This window comes from Asticcacaulis benevestitus DSM 16100 = ATCC BAA-896, assembly GCF_000376105.1.
GTDB lineage: Bacteria > Pseudomonadota > Alphaproteobacteria > Caulobacterales > Caulobacteraceae > Asticcacaulis > Asticcacaulis benevestitus.
The window spans coordinates 1-18,908 of sequence record NZ_AQWM01000055.1; the positions used below are offsets into that span (position 1 = coordinate 1).

The 18,908-nt window shown below is 56.3% G+C and carries 15 protein-coding genes and 1 pseudogene; 10 read left to right on the plus strand and 6 right to left on the minus strand.

Annotation, left to right across the window (positions count from 1 at the left end; all coding sequences use genetic code 11):
• The 4 genes from B060_RS0122140 to B060_RS27500 all read left to right on the plus strand — a co-directional run.
• A partial coding sequence (locus tag B060_RS0122140) for an integrase core domain-containing protein (RefSeq protein WP_018083657.1) occupies window positions 1-247 on the plus strand: 247 nt, incomplete at its 5' end.
• A 12-nt stretch (window positions 248-259) separates the two neighbouring features.
• On the plus strand, window positions 260-988 hold the full coding sequence (drt3a, locus tag B060_RS25605; protein ID WP_081606997.1) for an antiviral reverse transcriptase Drt3a: 729 nt from the start codon (window positions 260-262) through the stop codon (window positions 986-988).
• The gene (gene drt3b, locus B060_RS0122150; RefSeq protein ID WP_018083996.1) at window positions 978-3,059 is read left to right on the plus strand and encodes an antiviral reverse transcriptase Drt3b; all 2,082 of its coding nucleotides are present in this window, start codon (window positions 978-980) and stop codon (window positions 3,057-3,059) included. Before drt3a ends, drt3b begins: the two co-directional genes overlap by 11 nt.
• 193 nt (window positions 3,060-3,252) lie before the next feature.
• Window positions 3,253-3,540, plus strand: a complete 288-nt coding sequence (locus B060_RS27500; RefSeq protein ID WP_155847888.1) for a hypothetical protein — start codon at window positions 3,253-3,255, stop codon at window positions 3,538-3,540.
• A gap of 12 nt (window positions 3,541-3,552) precedes the next feature.
• Here the strand turns inward: B060_RS27500 and B060_RS0122155 are convergent, their stop codons facing one another.
• From B060_RS0122155 to B060_RS0122170, 4 genes are all read right to left on the minus strand, one after another.
• The gene (locus B060_RS0122155) at window positions 3,553-4,410 is read right to left on the minus strand and encodes a competence protein CoiA (protein ID WP_018083997.1); all 858 of its coding nucleotides are present in this window, start codon (window positions 4,408-4,410) and stop codon (window positions 3,553-3,555) included.
• Between the two features lie 444 nt (window positions 4,411-4,854).
• On the minus strand, window positions 4,855-6,138 hold the full coding sequence (locus tag B060_RS0122160; RefSeq protein ID WP_018083998.1) for a hemolysin family protein: 1,284 nt from the start codon (window positions 6,136-6,138) through the stop codon (window positions 4,855-4,857).
• A 313-nt stretch (window positions 6,139-6,451) separates the two neighbouring features.
• A complete protein-coding gene (gene fghA / locus B060_RS0122165) occupies window positions 6,452-7,306 on the minus strand; it encodes an S-formylglutathione hydrolase (RefSeq protein ID WP_018083999.1) in 855 nt (284 codons plus the stop codon).
• A gap of 355 nt (window positions 7,307-7,661) precedes the next feature.
• On the minus strand, window positions 7,662-8,771 hold the full coding sequence (locus B060_RS0122170; RefSeq protein ID WP_018084000.1) for an S-(hydroxymethyl)glutathione dehydrogenase/class III alcohol dehydrogenase: 1,110 nt from the start codon (window positions 8,769-8,771) through the stop codon (window positions 7,662-7,664).
• Between the two features lie 249 nt (window positions 8,772-9,020).
• Here B060_RS0122170 and B060_RS0122175 point away from each other — a divergent pair, with 249 nt between their 5' ends.
• The 5 genes and pseudogenes from B060_RS0122175 (at window position 9,021) to B060_RS25615 (ending at window position 16,635) form a co-directional block, all read left to right on the plus strand.
• The gene (locus tag B060_RS0122175; RefSeq protein ID WP_018084001.1) at window positions 9,021-10,694 is read left to right on the plus strand and encodes a methyl-accepting chemotaxis protein; all 1,674 of its coding nucleotides are present in this window, start codon (window positions 9,021-9,023) and stop codon (window positions 10,692-10,694) included.
• 266 nt (window positions 10,695-10,960) lie between these two features.
• Window positions 10,961-12,401 (plus strand): annotated as a pseudogene (locus B060_RS25610) (carboxylesterase/lipase family protein).
• A 212-nt stretch (window positions 12,402-12,613) separates the two neighbouring features.
• Window positions 12,614-13,048: a YdeI/OmpD-associated family protein gene (locus B060_RS0122185; protein WP_018084003.1), complete on the plus strand. Its 435-nt coding sequence runs from the start codon at window positions 12,614-12,616 to the stop codon at window positions 13,046-13,048.
• A 59-nt stretch (window positions 13,049-13,107) separates the two neighbouring features.
• Window positions 13,108-15,150 (plus strand): phosphocholine-specific phospholipase C, encoded by a 2,043-nt coding sequence (locus B060_RS0122190; protein WP_026173062.1) that lies wholly within the window; start codon window positions 13,108-13,110, stop codon window positions 15,148-15,150.
• Between the two features lie 42 nt (window positions 15,151-15,192).
• Window positions 15,193-16,635, plus strand: a complete 1,443-nt coding sequence (locus tag B060_RS25615) for a glycosyltransferase family 39 protein (RefSeq protein WP_018084005.1) — start codon at window positions 15,193-15,195, stop codon at window positions 16,633-16,635.
• Window positions 16,636-16,766: 131 nt separating this feature from the next.
• On the opposite strand, the gene B060_RS0122200 is transcribed toward B060_RS25615, so the two are convergent.
• A complete protein-coding gene (locus tag B060_RS0122200) occupies window positions 16,767-17,201 on the minus strand; it encodes an OsmC family protein (RefSeq protein ID WP_018084006.1) in 435 nt (144 codons plus the stop codon).
• Between the two features lie 137 nt (window positions 17,202-17,338).
• Between B060_RS0122200 and B060_RS0122205 the strand changes: the two genes are divergently transcribed.
• Window positions 17,339-18,595 (plus strand): spinster family MFS transporter, encoded by a 1,257-nt coding sequence (locus B060_RS0122205; protein WP_018084007.1) that lies wholly within the window; start codon window positions 17,339-17,341, stop codon window positions 18,593-18,595.
• Window positions 18,596-18,677: 82 nt separating this feature from the next.
• On the opposite strand, the gene B060_RS27875 is transcribed toward B060_RS0122205, so the two are convergent.
• On the minus strand, window positions 18,678-18,908 hold a 231-nt coding region (locus tag B060_RS27875; RefSeq protein WP_211210484.1), incomplete at its 5' end, for a hypothetical protein.

Genomic DNA, 18,908 nt, shown 5'->3' on the forward strand with positions numbered 1-18,908 from the left:
ATTGCTAAAGGATATCGGGCTGGAGCAACGCTCAACGCCCGTCAGAAGTCCTGAATCCAATGGCATGGCGGAGGCCTTCGTAAAGACGTTCAAGCGCGATTATGTCAAAGTAAACCCGCTGCCCGACGCTCAAACCGTCATCGATAATCTACCAAAATGGTTTGAGCACTATAATGAACTTCACCCCCACAAGGCTTTGCGCTATCTCTCACCGAGAGAGTTCAGAGCCATGCAATCGAAAACCTGATCCTGTCCGGGAATTAGGGGGCAACTACAGAGCCCTGTTGGAGTACCACGTGGCATAGGCATCAGCGCTTATCTTTGCGAAATTTATATGCGTAGCTTTGATGAGCAAATCAAAGCCATGCCACACGTCTTGTTCTACGCCAGGTACGTCGATGACATTATAATTGTTGCTTATAAGCCAGTTATAGGGACAGCGCTAAAATTGTTTTCCGGCATAAAAGACACGATCTCAAAATATAAACTGTCAAGAAACAAAGATAAGACCCATTGCTATTCTGTAGACGGTACCAAGGCCTACAAAATGGATTTTCTCGGATACACGATTTCCTTTGGCCAAGGAACGATAAAATTCAATTGGACACAAGAGAAATTAGACCGATACAAAAGCAGAATTGATCTTACAATTAATGCCTATCTAAAAAATTCAAAATCGAATGAAAAGAAAGCCCGAAATATATTCCTGAAGCGCGCCCGATTTCTAACCAGTAACACGAGGCTTCACAATAATAAGAGAAACTCTGTGGTAGGGATATACTTTTCCAACACTCTACTGACGGAGATGAACGATCTCGTCGGCTTAGATTTTTACTACCAAGCGAAACTAAATCAGATTAGCAATGCATCCGTAAAAGCGAAGGCAGCAATGCTATCTTTCAAAGATGCCTTTGAGACTAAATTATTCTCCAATTTCTCAGAAAAGGAATTGGCCGAAATTGTAAAGGCCTGGAAAAATGCAGCGTAAAAAGGTCAGGCTGAAATATAAAAAAGAGAGAGCTATTCTTTCTGATGTATTACCCTTCGAAGTTCCAATTACTTTCTCAAATCGGAACTATTATCAATTTATCACTGACAACAAAATCTATTTTGAGGGCGATAAATTATACTGGAAAGCCGGATTACCCGTGCTTGACCGTGTCGTGCATCTCCTATTCGGCCTACCTACACTCCCCGCACTTGTCACTACTGTTGGCGTCAATTTTGGGCCAACAGTAGTTCAAATGAACGTGTATAACTGTGGATCAAAAGAAGTAAAAAAGGATACCATTCCATTCGACTTCAAAATAAGCCACAAACTAAATGAATATAGAACTTTAGCTGTCCCCCACCCCCGAAATCAGATTCAGGTGGTCGATTTTTATCATAGATACAAAGAGTTCATTTTGTATCTATGCACCAGAAGTGCTTACTCCATCCGTCGCCCGGAACGCATAGCCAAATTTCGGTATCATAAAGATAAAACCCACTACAATAATTTAGCAGATGATGTTGCAGCGCTTGAGGAACATGACAAAGAATATGAAGATTTAAAATCATTCTTTGTTTACAAGGATCACAGCAATATCTACAAATTTTACGAATCCTACAAATATCATCGTAGTGAGAAGAAATATAATAAGCTTCTGAAGCTTGATATATCCAAGTGCTTCGACAGCATTTACACCCATTCAATTGAATGGGCCGTGGCTGGAAAGCCCATTACTAAAGAAAATTTGTCGAAATCAAAAGGTTCTTTCGGATCAAGGTTTGACAGTCTAATGCAATCTATGAATTACAATGAGACCAACGGCATTATTATTGGCCCGGAACTGTCTCGTGTATTCGCCGAAATTATTTTGCAAGACGTTGATACACAACTAGAAAAATGCCTCAAAGAGGAAAATTTAATCCATAAGGTCGATTACGAGATATTTAGATACCTCGATGATTATTTCTTATTCTACAACTCTGAGGGCGAGAAAGATAAAATTGTCGGCAATCTTCACGTCCTTTTAAAGGAGTACAAACTTTCGTTAAACTCAGCCAAGGCAGTCCTATATGACAAGCCTTTGATTACTGAAATCACGAGAGCTAAAGATCGCATTGGCGACCTCCTGAGCGATGCATTGACCTTTGATATTAAGGTTCCAGACGAAGAAGACGCTGAACCAACGGGCAGTATTTATATAAATTCGAAGTCTCTCATCACAAAATTTAAGACAGTAGTGAAAGAGTGCACTGTCGAATACAAGGATATTTTAAATTATTCATTAGCAATTGTAGAAAGAAAAAGCGATAAAATTCTCAAATCCTACTCCAGTCTTACAGAAGAGAACCGCAATAGCTGGCAGTTGACCAAAGCTGTCATTGGCATACTAGAATTTCTATTTTTTATATACTCCGTGTCCCCTCGGGTAAACACAACTATCAAGCTGTGCCGAATTCTGCGTATGTTTATAGAATTTTTCGGCTCTAAATTTACCACTCACGACCATAAACATCTGATTTACAAATATATTTTCGACGAATGCTCGTTTGCCATGAAAAATGCTTCGCGCGACGATATCACGCAAGTGGAAACTCTGTACCTGCTTATAGTGGTTTCAAATTTAGGCAAAGAGTACTGGATTGACGAAAAAACTTTAGCAACATACCTGAACGTATCAGAAGTAAATGGGAGCTTTCAGTTCCGCGTGAGACCAAATTATTTCACTATCACCGTAGCTTTGTTCTACATGTCAGAAAAGGTCAGGTACGCAAAATTACGTGAATTCTTGGAAGATGAAATCTTTGATCAGTTGGCCAGCAAGAAAAATTTACTGGCGAGGAGCGCTGAAGCTACGATGCTTCTTTTTGATGTGATATCGTGCCCCTTCATCAGCGCTCCGACAAAGACAAAAGTTCTTTCTCTATTCGGAGTAATTGCCCCGGCTGAACAAGCCAACATAATAGATTTTCGGGCCCAAAATGGTGACAAGCAAATGTGGTTTACATCTTGGGATGACTTCGATCTCGGAAAAGCCCTAGACGCAAAGCGCAGCCAAGAGGTATATTAAATTATCATGCCCCGTCTGACCGATGATTCATAGCTGTAGGCAGCCTCACACACATGCATGAGCTAACTGTATCGCTTATAAGCGAGCATTTACGGAATGAAGCGACAGGGACGGATCGCTTCATTTTTAATATTTGAATTGCGCACGCTGAAATCTCGCTCGATCGGTATTACAAAAAAGCTTCGGAGGTCAAGTGAGCGTCAAAAACCTATTCCTCTTAGATAATGAGTTCGCCCTCAAACACAGCCGCACCACGGATTCGAATGATGTTTTCGGCACATTCCCCCATCGACTGGCCTATAACCGCCGGAATAATAAGTCCACTAGGCCATATTGGGATATCCGCTGGCGATCTGCTATTGAGGACGCAATCAGACAATTAGATGTTCCACATAAATATGTGAATGGTGGCGTGTTTTTCAAAACATCTGAAGCTAAAGCCGATGTTGTTAAAAAAGCTAACGAAATTTATTCCGCGTAGATACGCATCAAATTACGGAGCCTGGAAAATTGCAATTTGCCCCTTTGGCAAATTGAAGGCTTTAGATGCCCAGGCACCTCGATATTTAATAGCGATGTTGATGCTGCCTATTTGATATGGCCCTTGTAGATACAGTGTCTTCCATCTTTTCGATGTACGGGAATAACCGCCAGCTGAGTGCTCCTCGCCCCCGGTGCTATACCAAGAGCTACTTGGCACATCGATAATGTGATTTTTAAAATCCCCCTTCCAAACCGTCCCCTCGAAGGGGTCGATATACCAAAGCTCACCAAACGCTAAAGCGTTCGCCCACTTTTCCCACGGACGAATGGTGTACTTTTCAATTTTCATTCCATCATCGTAAGAGACTGACTTTTCCCTCATCTCTTTGGTCAAAATGCCAACCCACAGCATCGGCAAGTCAGCGGCCATGTACGCTAATGTTCTTCTCTCGATTGCGTCGTACAATATCGGTTGATGTTGGACTTCTACCGCCACGGATTTGCCATTAGGATGTCTGATCAAAACATCGGCTCTACGGTCTCCCCCCACCGACAACACTTCAACTTCAAAGTCTGCCTGATAGCCCCTGGCCCGGAATGCATCACGAATAACCATTTTGGCCGCAAGATGCGCCTGAGTTTCACCGGCCGCCCATGTACAATTTGTCGGTGGCTTGTGCGCAAAGTGCGCAACCACAATTGCGCCCTTCTTAAGGGTCAATTCTCTCGCACATTTAGGACAGGTGTAGATGGCGCCCCGTTCACTGGTAGACGCCTCAACCTTCATTCCGTTGCAATGAGCGACAAGCATATCTGAAAGTAACTTTACCGCCGATTCGTGTCTACGAAACTTCATTGTCTCCGGCATTGCCGCTGCCACAGCAAAGTTTACGGAACCAACTTCGGGCGCTGAATGTCAGCGCACTTCGAAGGGCGGCGTCAACCGAAAAATCCGACCGGATATCGTCAAAAATATCTGCCTTGCACGGCGTCCATAAGTATCCAACAGGACTTGACAGCATCCAAATTTGGTTTAAAAGTATATCAAGTTCAAGTCCAAAATTTCTTGGGGTATAGGCGGGGGCATCTCCAAATATCCACCAAGTACTCATCGTCAGATTTCAGATGGTTGTTCTTGATGTTGCTTTCCGACCGGGGGCACCAGAAGCATGGTCGCGAATGTGCGCAAATGTTTTGAAAAACCCCTTAAAATCTGATGCTGTGACGTTCACAGTTGCTCACCCCCGATCGCCTGCATACGCGCGCTTTGGGCGACTCGGCTCCCCCACCCCAGCAACGTGCCCCCCTCCCTTTAAGGATTATGGAACAGAAGCTTGTCGATCCGGCGTTCGTCCATATCGACAATTTCGACCTTGAAACGCCCAAGCGTGACGATCTCGCCTTCCTTGGGGAAGCGCGCCAGCTTGTGCAGGATCAGCCCCGCTACCGTATGATAGCCCGGGCCGATCTCGAAATCCTCGCCAACGACATCGCCCAGCTCGACCAGATCGGCGCGGCCATCGACCAGGAACGAACCGTCCTCGCGCCGCACGATCATCAGGCGTTCGTCGTCGTGAGCCTCGTTGAGATCACCGGCGATCATTTCCAGCAGGTCGGTCGGGGTCAGCACGCCTTCAAAGCCGCCATACTCATTGACGACGAAGGCCATATGCAGGGGCGATTCCTTGAAAAGCTCCAGCGCCTGCAGCAGCGAGGTGGTGAGCGGAATGAAGATCGGCTCCTGCACCAGCACCGTCAAATCGAGGATATGGCCGCCCAGCAGGGCGTCGGCGATATCGCGCTTATGCGCCACACCCACAGGTTCCTCCATATCCTGCCCGCGCGTCACCACGAAGCGCGAATAGGGACAGTCGCGGATCTGGCGGGAGATGGCGGCCGCGTTATCATCGAGCGACACGCGGTAGACCTCGGTGCGCGGCGTCATGGCCACGCGCACTGTGCGGTCGCCCAGGCGCATGATCTCGGTCATCATCTGCTTCTCGCCGGGCTCGATCAGGCCGGCACCCATGCCTTCGGCCAGCGTCGATTCGACCTCTTCCTGCGTGATCGCCTCGCCGCTTTGATCGCGGATGCCGAGCAGCCTCAGCACCAGCGAGGTTGAGCCGGTGAGCAGCGTGACGAAGGGCCCGAGCGCCACGGACAGCAGGTGCAGCGGCCGCGCCACCACGCTGGCGATGCGTTCGGGGAACAGCATGGCCAGCCGCTTGGGCACCAGTTCGCCGATGATCAGCGACAGATAGGTCAGGATCACAACGACGACGCCGGTGGAGATGACTTCGGAATAGGGCGCCAGCAGCGGGATGGGGTTGATCAGCTTGTCGAGTTCGCCCGCCACCGTGGCCTGACCATAGGCGCCGGCCAGAATACCGATCAGGGTGATGCCCACCTGCACGGCCGATAGGAAGCGGTTGGGATCGTTCGACAGCTTGAGCGCTTCGGCGGCGCCCTTGTCACCGCGTTCGGCGCGGCTCTGCAACTTGTTGCGCTTGGATGACACCACGGCCAGTTCGGACATGGAGAAGATGCCGTTCAGCACCACAAGGAGCAGGACGACGGCACCGGCAAAGAGCAACATGAGGGAAAGAATCCAGACGAAGCCTTGTGCGGCCACGCACAAAGCTTAATGGCATTGCGGTTGCGGTGCAATGAAGACGCCCTGACATCTGCGTGATGAAAGGCAAAATTTTACCACGTATAAGGCACGGATGAAGACACGGATGCAGGGTAAGGCCTGAAGGCAGCGCTTGTAACTCTATATTAGCGACGGCGAAGCCGTCATTCCCACGTAACCGACAGAACGGCTTTCGACAGTTAAGCCCTAAAATCCGTGCCTTCATCCGTGTGGCCGCGCAGCGGCATCCGTGCCTTATCCGAAGTTAAAACTTATCTTATCCCAACCGCTCCGCGTGGAAGGAGATATGGTCGTCGATAAAGCTCTGGATGAAGTAGTAGCTGTGATCATAGCCCTCATGATAGCGCATCATCAGCTTTTGGCCGGCCGTGGCGGCCGCCTGTTCGAGCAGGTCCGGCATCAGATGCGCTTCGAGATAAGGATCACTCAGGCCCTGATCGATCAGGATCGTATCGAACGGCAGGCCCTTGCCTTGCGATAGCAGGAGCGCGGCGTCATAAGGCTCCCAGGCCGTATGATCCTGCCCCAGATAGGCTGCCAGCGCCTTCTGTCCCCACGGCGCGCGGCTGCTGGAAGCGATCGGGGAAAAGGCCGAGACCGACCTGTAGAGGTGCGGATGGTTCATGGCGAGGGTGAGCGCGCCATGCCCGCCCATGGAGTGTCCAAAAATGCCGCGCCGCTTGGGGTCAGACGGGAAATTGGCCTCGATCGCCTCGATCAGGTCATGGGTGATGTAGGTTTCCATCTGGTAGTTCGGCTTCCACGGCGCTTGCGTGGCGTCGACATAGAAGCCGGCGCCCTGCCCCAGTTCGCCGGAGTCGTCATCGGCGGCGACCGCGCCACGTGGGCTGGTATCGGGCGCCACGATGACAAGACCGCGCTCGGCCGCCTTGCGATAGGCGCCGGCTTTTTCGGTAAAATTGTTCGCGCTGCACGTCAGGCCCGACAGCCAGTAGAGCGTGGCGAAAGGGGCGTCCGTGCGCTTTTCCGCCACATCGGGCACAAACACGCTGACGCTCATCGGCGTCTGCGTGGCAGGACTGTCATGGCGGATAAAATAGAGAATACCATCGTAGAGACGATGCTGAGCGACGAAGTCCACTGAATACATCCCAATCCCTGCTATGTTAGCCCCAGAACGAAACTGATCATGACAGGGACGGGATAGGGTTTTTAGACGCTTTTCAGGCTGGAATCATAATTTCTGATAAAGACGAATACTTAGATTTCACGATTGTGAGCGCCAAATTCGTCAACACCATACAAGATATGCTTCTCCCATGGCAAACTCCCCTTCCAAGTCTCCGCGAGGCATGAACCATGACTCCAGAACGTCTGTGAGAAAGGGTCAGGCACATTTTCTGACCAGTCCGGCAGCCATGTCGCTGTAAGCGCTACGGCACTTTCTTCGCTGACGATGGGCTGGCCACAAAAAGTACATTGATAACCAGCCTGCTGCGTCATGTTCAGAAAACCACAACCGAACGGATGCTTTCGCCCTTGTGCATCAGGTCGAAGGCTTCGTTGATGCGTTCCAGTGGCAGGGTGTGAGTGATCATCGAGTCGATCTCGATCTTGCCGTCCATGTACCAGTCAACGATCTTCGGCACATCGGTGCGGCCGCGCGCGCCGCCAAAGGCCGAGCCTTTCCATACGCGACCCGTCACCAACTGGAACGGACGGGTGGAGATTTCCTTGCCGGCCTCTGCCACGCCGATGACGATGCTCTCGCCCCAGCCGCGGTGGCAGGCTTCGAGCGCCTGACGCATGACCGTGGTGTTGCCGGTGCAATCGAACGTGTAATCGGCGCCGCCGCCGGTCAGCTCGACCAGATGAGCGACGATATCGCCGTCGATCTCTTTCGGATTGACGAAGTGGGTCATGCCGAAGCGCTCGCCCCATTCTTTCTTGGCGTTGTTGAGATCGACACCGATGATCTTGTCCGCGCCAACCATCTTCAGGCCCTGAATGACATTGAGGCCGATGCCGCCGAGGCCGAAGACAACCGCGTTGGCGCCGGGTTCGACCTGGGCGGTATTGGTGACGGCGCCGACTCCGGTGGTCACGCCGCAGCCGATATAGCAGGCTTTGTCGAATGGCGCGTCGTCGCGGATTTTCGCCAGAGCGATCTCCGGCAGGACAGTGTGGTTGGCGAAGGTGGAGCAGCCCATATAGTGATAGATCGGCTGGCCCTTGTAGGAGAAGCGCGTGGTGCCATCGGGCATCAGGCCCTTGCCTTGCGTGGCGCGGATGGCGGTGCACAGATTGGTCTTGCGCGACAGGCAGGATTTGCACTGGCGACATTCCGGCGTGTAGAGCGGGATGACGTGATCGCCGGGTTTCAGCGAGGTGACGCCTTCCCCGACCTCGATCACGATGCCGGCGCCTTCGTGGCCCAGGATCACCGGAAAGATGCCTTCTGAGTCGAGACCATCGAGCGTGTAGGCGTCTGTGTGGCAGATGCCGGTGGCCTTGATCTCGACCAGCACTTCGCCATAGCGCGGGCCTTCCAGATCGACTTCAACGATCTCTAGCGGCTGATTGGCGGCAAAGGCGACGGCGGCGCGGGTCTTCATGGGCAGGCTCCTCAAATCTATCGTGCCTTTGTGCGAAGCTTTGCGCCGTTTGACAAGGCTTAAACGACACCCTTAACGCCTTTGATAGGATACGCAATCAGTGCGCGATCTCCGGCAAGTGCCTGATGTGTGGCGACATTTCACCCCGCGCAACCCATCCGTCAGTCTTTTCGCGGAATACTTACAATCCATTAACCGAACCGGAGTAAAACCTGTTTATTATCAGATGGATAAGTATCGGAGTACCACATGACCATTAAGGCGCGTATCCTTGCCCTCGTCGCTTGCTTTGCGATCATGGCCGCAGCCGTCACCGGGCTGGGTCTGATGACGATCAATGACTACAACAACATGTTGCAGACGGCCGACAAGGCGCAGGACAACGCCTACAATGGCGAACACCTGAACCGTCTGGTCACGGGCGTGGTGATGGATTCCCGCGGCGTTTACATGGCCAAGGATGTGAAGGAAGCCACCAAATACAGCGATGCCATGGATAAACAACTGGATGAAATGGACAGCCAGTTAAAATCATGGAAGGCCCGCATGACGCCGGGCGAACTGCCGGAATTCGCCGCGGTCGAAACCAAGGCCAAAGAATTCGTAACCCTGCGCCGCGAGCTGGCGCGACTGGGTCGGGAAGCCACCGCCGCCGATGCCGCGGCCCTGGGCAACAATGAGAGCAACCGTTCGAACCGCAAGGCTTTCCAGGCCACAATCGACGCCATGGTCAAACATATCAAGTCCGATCTCGGAGCCTCAAAAGCCGAGATGGAAGACTACAAGAACACCCGCGTGTGGCAATTCCTGCTGATCGCCGCTACGGGCATCATGACCCTGATCGCCGCGTCCTTGTGGGTCGCCATCAAGTCTATCTCACACCCGCTCAATCACGTCGCCGAAAGCGTCATGCGCATTTCCGAAGGCGCCTACGATACGCAGGTGCCCGACGCCAAGGGCAAAGACGAGGTGTCATCCCTGTGGCGCTCGATCCGCACCCTGCGCGACCGTGCCGCCGAAGGTGAGCTTCTCAAGGCGCACCAGCAGGAAGAAGAAATGCGCATCGCCGACAATATGCGCGATGAACGCAACCGTATCGCCTCCGAATTCGAGCAAAGCATGGGCGACCTGGCCAAGCGCTTCGCCGTTTCCTCACGCACCGTGGCTGAATCGGCCCGCGGCCTGAGCCACAATGCCGACGAGGCCTCCGCCCGCGTCCATTCGGTCAATATCGCCGCTGTCGATGCCGCCAACAATGTGCAGAACGTTGCCGCCGCCACCGAGGAACTCTCGGCCAGCGTCAATGAAATCAACGAGCAGGTGGCCCGCACCTCGCAAGTCACGCAACTGGCCGTGGACGAAGCCGCCAAGACCGAGGCCGCCATCCAGACCCTGAGCACCGCCGCTCAGCAGATTGGCGAGGTCATCAACCTGATCCAGGCTATCGCCGCCCAGACCAACCTGCTGGCGCTCAACGCTACCATCGAGTCGGCGCGCGCCGGTGATGCCGGCAAGGGCTTCGCGGTCGTGGCCTCCGAGGTCAAGCAACTGGCCCAGCAGACCGCCAAGGCGACCGATGAGATCCGCAGCAAGATCGGTGAAATCCAGTCGGCCACCAGCGAAACGGTGTCGAGCATCGACACCATCGTCAAGACGATCGAGCAGATTGGCGGCCTGACCACCGCTATCGCCGCCTCGGTCGAGCAACAGGGCTACGCCACGCAGGAAATCGCCAGCAACACCAACCGTGCGGCTGACGGCACCCGCGAAGTGACCGGTCACATGACCGGCGTGGGCGATGCCGCCCAGCAGACCGGCGAAGCGGCGCAAGCCCTGCTCGGCCTGTCCTCCGACCTCGAACACCGCTCGGAAGACCTGCAATCCGAAGTGATGAGCTTTGTCGGCCGCCTGCGCGCCGCTTAAAGCTTGTCTACACCCCTGAAAAAGCCCGGTCGGTTCCGCTGACCGGGCTTTTTTATTCCCCCCTCGCCTTCCCTTTATTTCCCGACAAGGACGGTGGTTTCAGTCTTTCTGATAAAGACGGCGTGAGCTATGACTACGAAAGGGCAAGTTGACTAGGCGCTCGCCACATCAGCGACGTCACGGGTGCAGATCGTCGGCAAATAAAAAACTGCGGGAGACATATGATGCGCGTACTGAGTAGCCTTATCGTTCTTGGTGTCGCGCTGATGGCGCTCCCCGCTCTTGCTCAAAAGTCTACCCCACCGGTTCAGGTGACCGGCGGCCTTATATCCGGCACGGATAACGGCGGGGTGCGCAGCTTTTTCGGTGTGCCCTTTGCCGCACCGCCGGTAGGGAGCTTGCGCTGGCGCGCGCCGCAAGCCGTGGTGCCGTGGCAGGACGTGAAGGCCGCCACGACGCTTTCTGCGGCCTGCGCCCCCAATGCGGACTGGCTGCCCAACCCCAAGAGCGAAGACTGCCTCTATCTCAATGTCTGGGCGCCAGAACAAGCCGATCAAGCAAAGGCCGAAAAGCTGCCAGTGATCGTATGGGTTCACGGCGGCGGCTATTATGGCGGCACAGCCGGTCAGCCCCTTTTCGATGGCGGCAACCTGGCTCGTCACGGCGTTGTTGTCGTCACCCTCAACTATCGACTCGGCATATTCGGCTTCTTCGCCCACCCGGAACTGAGCGCGGAATCGCCCGATCAGGCTTCCGGCAACCAGGGCATCGAGGACCAGATCGCCGCTCTGCACTGGGTAAAGGCCAATATCGCGGCCTTCGGTGGCGATCCTGGTCGCGTCGCCGCTGGGCAAGGGCCTGTTCCAGCGCGCCATCGCTGAAAGTGGCAATGACGCCCTTCCCCTTGCCCCCAGCGAGAACGCGCACTTCGACCGCGCCGCCGCCGAAGCCAAGGGCATGGCTTTTGCGAAGGCGGCCGCCGCGCACCACCTCTCCGACCTGCGCGCCATGAGCCTTGAGACCTTAGCGAAGCAGCCGTGGTCGCCGGTGCCGATCGTCGATGGGCATGTGCTGCACGAAGACCTGACCACGACCTACCAGAACCATCGCCAGAACGACGTCCCGATCCTGGTTGGCTGGAACGCCGAGGAAGGCAAGGACCTGGCGCCCGAAATCCTGGGCACCCGCGATTTTACAGCCGCCAACCATCGTGACCTGATGGCCCGGCTCCTCGGTCATGCGCCAACGGATGCCCTCTTAAAAACCTATCCCGGCGCCAATGATGCGCAGGCCCGGGCCGCCATCAACCAGTTGACCAATGACTGGTGGGGCTGGCGGATGCAGTACTGGGCCAATCTGCAACGGCGCAACAGTCATTCGAAATCTTACGTCTACTTCTTCGCCCATCGCCCGGCGGAACTGCCCGATTGCGGCTATGGCTGCGGCATAGGTCATGGTGCGGAAATCCAGTACGTCTTCGATCACCTCGATTGGGAACAACGTCCCTGGACGGCCGAGGACAGGCAATTGGCCACTGAGCTGTCCGACCGATGGGTAGCGTTCGCCGCGACCGGTGATCCGAACCGCACGTCTTTGCCCGTCTGGCCGGTCTTCGATGGCTCTAACGCCTCGATCTTCCGGATTGGCGGCGACAAGGAACGCCCGCCATATGAACGCTTGCCGGATTTTGATCTGTTCGTCCCTTAAGTTCGCATGGTGGCACGGGCGTCTGCTTGCCAGAGGTACTGTGCAATTATGGTCCCGCCTTGATAAACCCCCGACATTGCCCTGATCCGTCTGGCGGATTATAAAGGGATACGTATGACCACCGACCGCCGCCGTTTTCTGCACCTCGCCTCTTTGGGCGCCACTCTGGCTGCGCTGGCAAAAGCGCTGGTTCCTTACCCCGCGAGATACCTATGAAATTCCGCACGATCATAGACCAGCCCGAAACCCGCAACGTCACTGGCATCATCGTGCCACCTGAGATCGTCGAGGCGCTCGGCAAGGGCAAGCGCCCGCCTGTCATGGTAACGATCAACGGCTATACCTATCGCTCGACCATCGCCATCATGGGGGGCCGCTTCATGCTGCCGCTAAGCCTGGAAAACCGCGTCCCGGCGGGTGTAACCGCCGGTGACGAGGTCGAGATAGACCTGGCGCTGGACACCGAGATACGCACGGTTGAGGTGCCGCAAGAGCTGGCCGCGGCCCTCGAAGCGGCTGGCAAACGCGAGGCCTTCGACCAACTGGCCTTCACCTACCGCAAGGAGCATGTCCGTTCGGTCGAGGACGCCAAGGCGCCGGAAACCCGCGCCCGCCGCATCAACAAGGTGGTGATGACCCTCACTTAGCGTGTAAGCCTTGATAAAAACGTCACGTTGCCCTGATACTCACGGCGGATTAAAAAGGGATGCCCATGACCATCGACCGCCGCCGCTTTCTGCTCTCCGCGTCTCTGGCCGCCTCTCTGGGCAGCCTGCCCGCCTCGATCGCCCGCGCGCTCGATATTCCGGCAAAAAGCACCACCGGCACGATCATGGATGTCGAGCATGTCGTGATCCTGACGCAGGAAAACCGCTCGTTCGATCACTATTTCGGCACACTCAACGGTGTGCGCGGCTTTTCCGACCGCTTCCCTATCCCTTCCGTGAATGGTACGGTGTGGTCGCAGCCCGACGAGCATGACAAGACGCACCTGATCGCGCCTTTCCGGCTCAATACGGTGCAGGACTTCAAATATATGCGTACCGATGGCACGCCGCACAGCTTCCCCGATGCGCAGGCCGCCTGGGATCTCGGCCGCCTGTCCAACTGGCCGCAGGCCAAGCATAATCACAGCCTGGGCTATTTCACGCGCGACGACATTCCCTTCCAGTTCGCCATGGCCGAAGCCTTCACGATCTGCGACGCCTATCACTGCGCGATTCATACCGGCACCAATTCGAACCGCCTGTTCATCTGGACCGGCACCAATGATCCTTCGGGCGCACATCATGGCCCGGCGATCGACAACGGCTACGACAACCTGAAAAGCGATCCTCAGGGCCACGGCGGCTACACCTGGGTGACCTATCCGGAGCGCCTGACCTCGGCCGGCATAAGCTGGCAGATCTATCAGGACATGGACGACAATTTCACGGACAACCCCCTGGCCGGCTTCAAGCTTTACCGCATGGCCGACAAGTCGAAATCGCCTGCGCTGGCCGAACTGGCGGCGCGATCCTTGCGCACCCGCGCGCTCGACAAGCTGAAAGACGACGTGCTGACGGACAAGCTGCCGCAGGTGTCGTGGATCGTTGCCACCGCCGAGGGCTCGGAGCATCCGGGGCCGTCCTCGCCGGCGCAGGGCGCGGACTATACCGCCCGCGTGCTCGACGCCCTGACCGCCAATCCGGCGGTATGGGCCAAGACGGTCCTGCTGATCAATTTTGATGAGAACGACGGGTATTTCGACCATGTGCCGCCGCCGTCTGTGCCCGCCAAACTCGATGGCGTGACCTATGGCGAGAGCCAGGTTGACACCGCCGGTGAATACCACAACGACAAAAACTGGAAGGACCGGCCCTATGGTCTCGGTCCGCGCGTGCCGCTCTATGTGATTTCGCCATGGAGCAAGGGCGGTTTCGTCAATTCGCAGGTCTTCGACCACACCTCGGTCATCCGCTTCCTTGAGGCGCGTTTCGACGTTCAGGAGCCCAATATCAGCGCCTGGCGCCGTGCGGTCTGCGGCGACCTGACGACCTGCTTTGATTTCGCCAACCCAAACAGCGAAGCCTTCTTCCAGAAACTGCCCGAAACCGCCGCCACGGCCGAGCGCGCCCGCAAGCTCTCCGGCCAGCCCAAGCCGCAGCCGCCGGAGCAGATCAGCCCGCCGGTGCAGGAAAAGGGCCAGCGCCGGGCGCGGTCGATCCCTTACGACCTCATGGCCAACATCACCCATGTCGATGACGGCGTGAAACTGGACCTGATCAATCGCAGCCACGAGACGGCCGTGGTGTTTCACGTCTACAATCACCTTGATCTGACCGCGCCGCCGCGTCGTTATACGCTGGTGAACGGTCAGCTCATGCCGGTCATCCCGGTTCAGACCGATGGCGCCTACGATCTGTCGGTCTATGCGCCAAACGGTTTCTATCGCCGGTTCAGCGGTAACACGTCGCAAAAACTGACCACCTTCTGGCTGGAAAACAGCCTGACCCTGACCAGCGCCGCCGGCCAGCCCATGGCCCTCACCCTTCGTGATGAAGCCTATGGCCAGCCTTCGGTCAGCCTGACGCTCGACGCCGGCTCGACCGACAATCGCCCGTTCTATCTCGCGGCCAGTCAGGGCTGGTACGATGTCAGCGTCGGCGGCGACGGTTTCCACCATCGCTTTGCCGGCTATATCGAACCCGATGGCGCGCGCATGACCGATCCGGCGCTCGGCGGGCCGGCCGTCATGAAACTTGTCTGACCAAACCTTGTCTGGGGCGACAAAACCGGCCAATAAGGGCGGATGACGCTGATCGCCCGCCTTCGCACTATCCCCTACCTGCCCCTGCTGACCGGACTGATGGTCCTGCGGCTGGTGACGGCGTCACGCGCCGGTCTGGTGCCGGATGAGAGCTATTACTGGCTGTGGGCGCAGCATCCGGCGCTTGGCTATTACGATCACCCGCCCATGGTGGCGTGGTGGATCGCGGGCTTCACCGCCCTCGCCGATTTTGCCCCGCTTGTGCGCCTGCCGTTTATCTTAAGCTTTCTGGCCTTGAGCTGGCTGATGTACGATACGGCGAAGGTGTTGTTCAGCGCCTCCGTGGCCCGCCGCGCGCTGCTGTGGCTCAATGCCTGTGTGCTGTTGAGCGTCGGCTCGGTCATCGCCACGCCTGATCCGCCGTCGGTGCTGATGTGGGCGTGCGGCCTGTGGGCGCTGGCGAAATTGCACACCACCGGCAAGGGATGGTGGTGGCTGGTGTTTGGCCTGTTCGCCGGTCTGGGTTTCGAGGCGAAATACACCAACCTGTTCCTTGGCGTCGGCGTCATCGCCTGGATGGCGCTCGACAAGGATGCCCGCCGCCATCTGCTGACGCCGTGGCCGTATCTTGGCGGGCTGATCGCCGCGGCCGCCATGGCGCCCAACCTGATCTGGAACGCCCACCACGGCTGGATCACCTTCGCCAAGCAGTTCGGGCGCATCGAAGGCAGCCACTTCACCGCCAAATACCTGATCGAATTCCTGATTTCGCAACCCTTGCTAATTAATCCGCTGATCTTCGTCTTCGTCGTCACCGGCGTCATGATGTGGTGGCGTAACCGCCATGACACCAACCTGACCCTCCTGATCGCCCTGCCCCTGCCCCTGCTGGCCTATATGCTAGTGCACGTGTTCCACGACCGCATCCAGGGCAACTGGCCGGCGCCGGTCTATCCCGGCCTGATCGTGCTGGCGGCGGCGGCCTCCGAGACCGTCACCGGCAAGTGGTTGCCGCGCCTGCGCATGTGGGCGGCGCCGTTGGGCATAGGTTTGAGCGTCATCGCGCTGATGTATCTGGCGCTGGGCAATCTGGGCCCCAGCCTTGCCGGCGCAGCGGGGCTTAGTCAGGGCTGGAAGCCGCTCACCGAGACTATTGTGGAAAAGGCGGCTAAGCTCGATGCCGACTGGATCGCCACCACCGATTACAACACGCAAGGCGAACTGGCGCACGCCATGGGCGGCAACACCTTCTCACCGGTGCCGCTGGTCGAGCGCGAACGTTACGGCTGGCCGACCTATGAAAATATCCTGTTCCGCAAGCGCGCCCTGATCGTGGTCGATGCGTCGCATAGCCCCGATCTGGCGAAGTGCTTCAACGACCTGACCGATCAGGGCACGGTTTCACGCCTGAAAAAGCCCGGCAAGAAGTCAGATTTCCGACTCTATACCGGGCGTCTCAAATATGTCGGCTGTAATCTGGATTAGGTTAAGGCAAGGGAACCCACAGATTTCACAAATTTCACAGATGGCGCTTCGCGCCTTTAGATGTGGGAAATCTTCCCAGATCGACTTCCTAAAAATCTGTGCTTATCTGGCTTATCTGTGGATCAACCGTCTTAAGCCAAGGTCGCCTCAAGCGTGATCGGCACCGACGACAGCGCCTTGGAGATCGGGCAATTGGCCTTCGCGCCGGCGGCGATAGCGTCGAACTGTTCCTGAGAAATGCCGGGGATTTTCGCGCTCAGTTTCAGCGTGATGCCGGAGATGGCAAAGCCGCCTTCGGCCGGATCGAGCTTCACCGAGGCTTCAGTGTCGATGCTGTCAGCGGTGAAGCCAGCCGCGCCGAGCGCGAAGGCCAGGGCCATGGAAAAGCAGCCGGAATGGGCGGCGGCGATCAGTTCTTCCGGATTGGTGCCTGACTGGCCATCGGCGTTTTCAAAACGGAGCTTGAAGCTGTAGGGCTGGCTGTTCAGCACCTTGCTTTGCGTCGTCAGCGTGCCTTCGCCTTGCTGGCCATTGCCGGCCCAGTGCGCCTGTGCGGTACGGATCATGCGGAACTCTCCTGTTTGATGTGGGAAGACCTTTTTTATCCCCCTTTGTGCGACAACTCAATGAAGCCCCGCCGCTTTTCCTTTGTCCGAAATGTCGGATACGCCTATGAAGGCGGTCTGATATGGGGAGACGGCATATGCCATCCGATACTACACCCGCAAAGGGGCGTTCTTTCACGCTCTTTCTGCTGATCATCGTCTATGCGCTGAACTTTCTCGACCGGCAGATCCTGAGCATCCTGAAAGAGCCGATCGCCGCCGAACTGCACCTCAATGACGCCCAGCTCGGCTGGATGGGCGGCCTCGCCTTTGGCCTGCTCTACAGTGTGCTGGCCATACCCGTCGCCTGGCTGGCCGATCGCTATTCGCGCGTCACAATCATGGCCGCCTCTCTGGCCATCTGGTCGGGCTTCACGGCGCTCTGCGGACTGGCGACCTCGTTTCCACAGATGTTTCTGGCGCGGATGGGCGTCGGTGTGGGCGAGGCTGGCGGCGTGCCCCCCGCCTACAGCCTGATCTCGGATATGTATCCGCAGAAGCAACGTGCCCGTGCCATGGCCGTCTATTCGCTGGCCATCCCGATCGGCAGCGCGGCCGGTATCCTGTTCGGCGGCCTCATGGCGGCGCAGGTCAACTGGCGCTGGGCGTTTCTCGTCATCGGCGGCATCGGCGTCCTGCTGGCGCCGGTGTTTCGGCTGCTGGTAAAAGAGCCGGTACGTGGCCGGTTCGATGCGCCGCGCGAGGGCCAGCTCAGCCTGATCGAGGTGTTCAGGCTGGCGGGCGGCAAGTCCAGTTTCTGGCTGATGGCCTTTGGCGCTTCCTTCGCCTCGGTGGTGGGATATGGCTTCCTCTACTGGTTCCCGACGTTTCTGGCGCGCAGCCTGCATATGGATATCGTCAGCCGCTCGCAGCTTTTCGCAGGCGCCTTTCTGATCAGCGGCATCATCGGAATCTTAAGCGGCGGCATGCTGGCCGATAAGCTCGGCACGGCGCGCAAAAGCGCCTATCCGCTGGTTCCCGCCGTCGCTTTTCTGTTGTCGGCACCGCTTTACGCCCTCTGCATCATGGCCAAGACCCCGCACGCCGCGTTTCTCCTGATCCTGATCCCGCAGGCGCTGGGTCTGATGTGGTTCGGGCCTCTGCTGACGGCGGTCCAGCATCTGGCGCCGGCGTCGTCACGCGCGCTGATGGCGGCTTTGTTCCTGCTGATCACCAACCTGATCGGTCTCAGCGCCGGGCCGTATTTCTTCGGCAAGGTGTCGGAACTGCTCAAGCCTGAGTACGGCGCGGACTCGATCAAGTGGGCCTTTGTGATCGGCCTTGGCTTCTATCTGGTGGCGACGGTTTTGCTGCTTCTCGCCTCGCGCACGATAAAAAAGGACTGGGTGGAATAGCCTGGGTCCAAAAGCCTTGCTTTTAGCAAGTCGGCCGTGAAAAATGCTCAATATATTGAATTATATTGATAAAATGGTGTTTTCATGTATATTGAATCGCAAGGTTTCGGCTGTTTTGCGCCAAAAGCTTGCGAAATCCTCCGTGGTTTTGATTTGGGATTTCCGGTTCTGAGTGGCCGTGCTTGTATGTGGTTCTGTTATCCGTGAGGGCCGTCCATGCTTCCCAAGCCGCCAGCCAAACCCAGTGGTGCTGACCTATTTCGCTCTGAGCTGGATCAGATCCTTGATCCTGACCATGAGTTGGTTCGGCTTG

Excerpts from the sequence above, each read along its gene's own strand:
- drt3b (WP_018083996.1), top strand. The coding sequence starts at position 978 with ATGCAGCGTAAAAAGGTCAGGCTGAAATATAAAAAAGAGAGAGCTATT.
- B060_RS0122155 (WP_018083997.1), bottom strand. The coding sequence starts at position 4,410 with ATGCCGGAGACAATGAAGTTTCGTAGACACGAATCGGCGGTAAAGTTA.
- B060_RS0122160 (WP_018083998.1), bottom strand. The coding sequence starts at position 6,138 with ATGTTGCTCTTTGCCGGTGCCGTCGTCCTGCTCCTTGTGGTGCTGAAC.
- fghA (WP_018083999.1), bottom strand. The coding sequence starts at position 7,306 with ATGTATTCAGTGGACTTCGTCGCTCAGCATCGTCTCTACGATGGTATT.
- B060_RS0122170 (WP_018084000.1), bottom strand. The coding sequence starts at position 8,771 with ATGAAGACCCGCGCCGCCGTCGCCTTTGCCGCCAATCAGCCGCTAGAG.
- B060_RS0122175 (WP_018084001.1), top strand. The coding sequence starts at position 9,021 with ATGACCATTAAGGCGCGTATCCTTGCCCTCGTCGCTTGCTTTGCGATC.
- B060_RS0122185 (WP_018084003.1), top strand. The coding sequence starts at position 12,614 with ATGAAATTCCGCACGATCATAGACCAGCCCGAAACCCGCAACGTCACT.
- B060_RS0122190 (WP_026173062.1), top strand. The coding sequence starts at position 13,108 with ATGCCCATGACCATCGACCGCCGCCGCTTTCTGCTCTCCGCGTCTCTG.
- B060_RS25615 (WP_018084005.1), top strand. The coding sequence starts at position 15,193 with ATGACGCTGATCGCCCGCCTTCGCACTATCCCCTACCTGCCCCTGCTG.
- B060_RS0122200 (WP_018084006.1), bottom strand. The coding sequence starts at position 17,201 with ATGATCCGTACCGCACAGGCGCACTGGGCCGGCAATGGCCAGCAAGGC.
- B060_RS0122205 (WP_018084007.1), top strand. The coding sequence starts at position 17,339 with ATGCCATCCGATACTACACCCGCAAAGGGGCGTTCTTTCACGCTCTTT.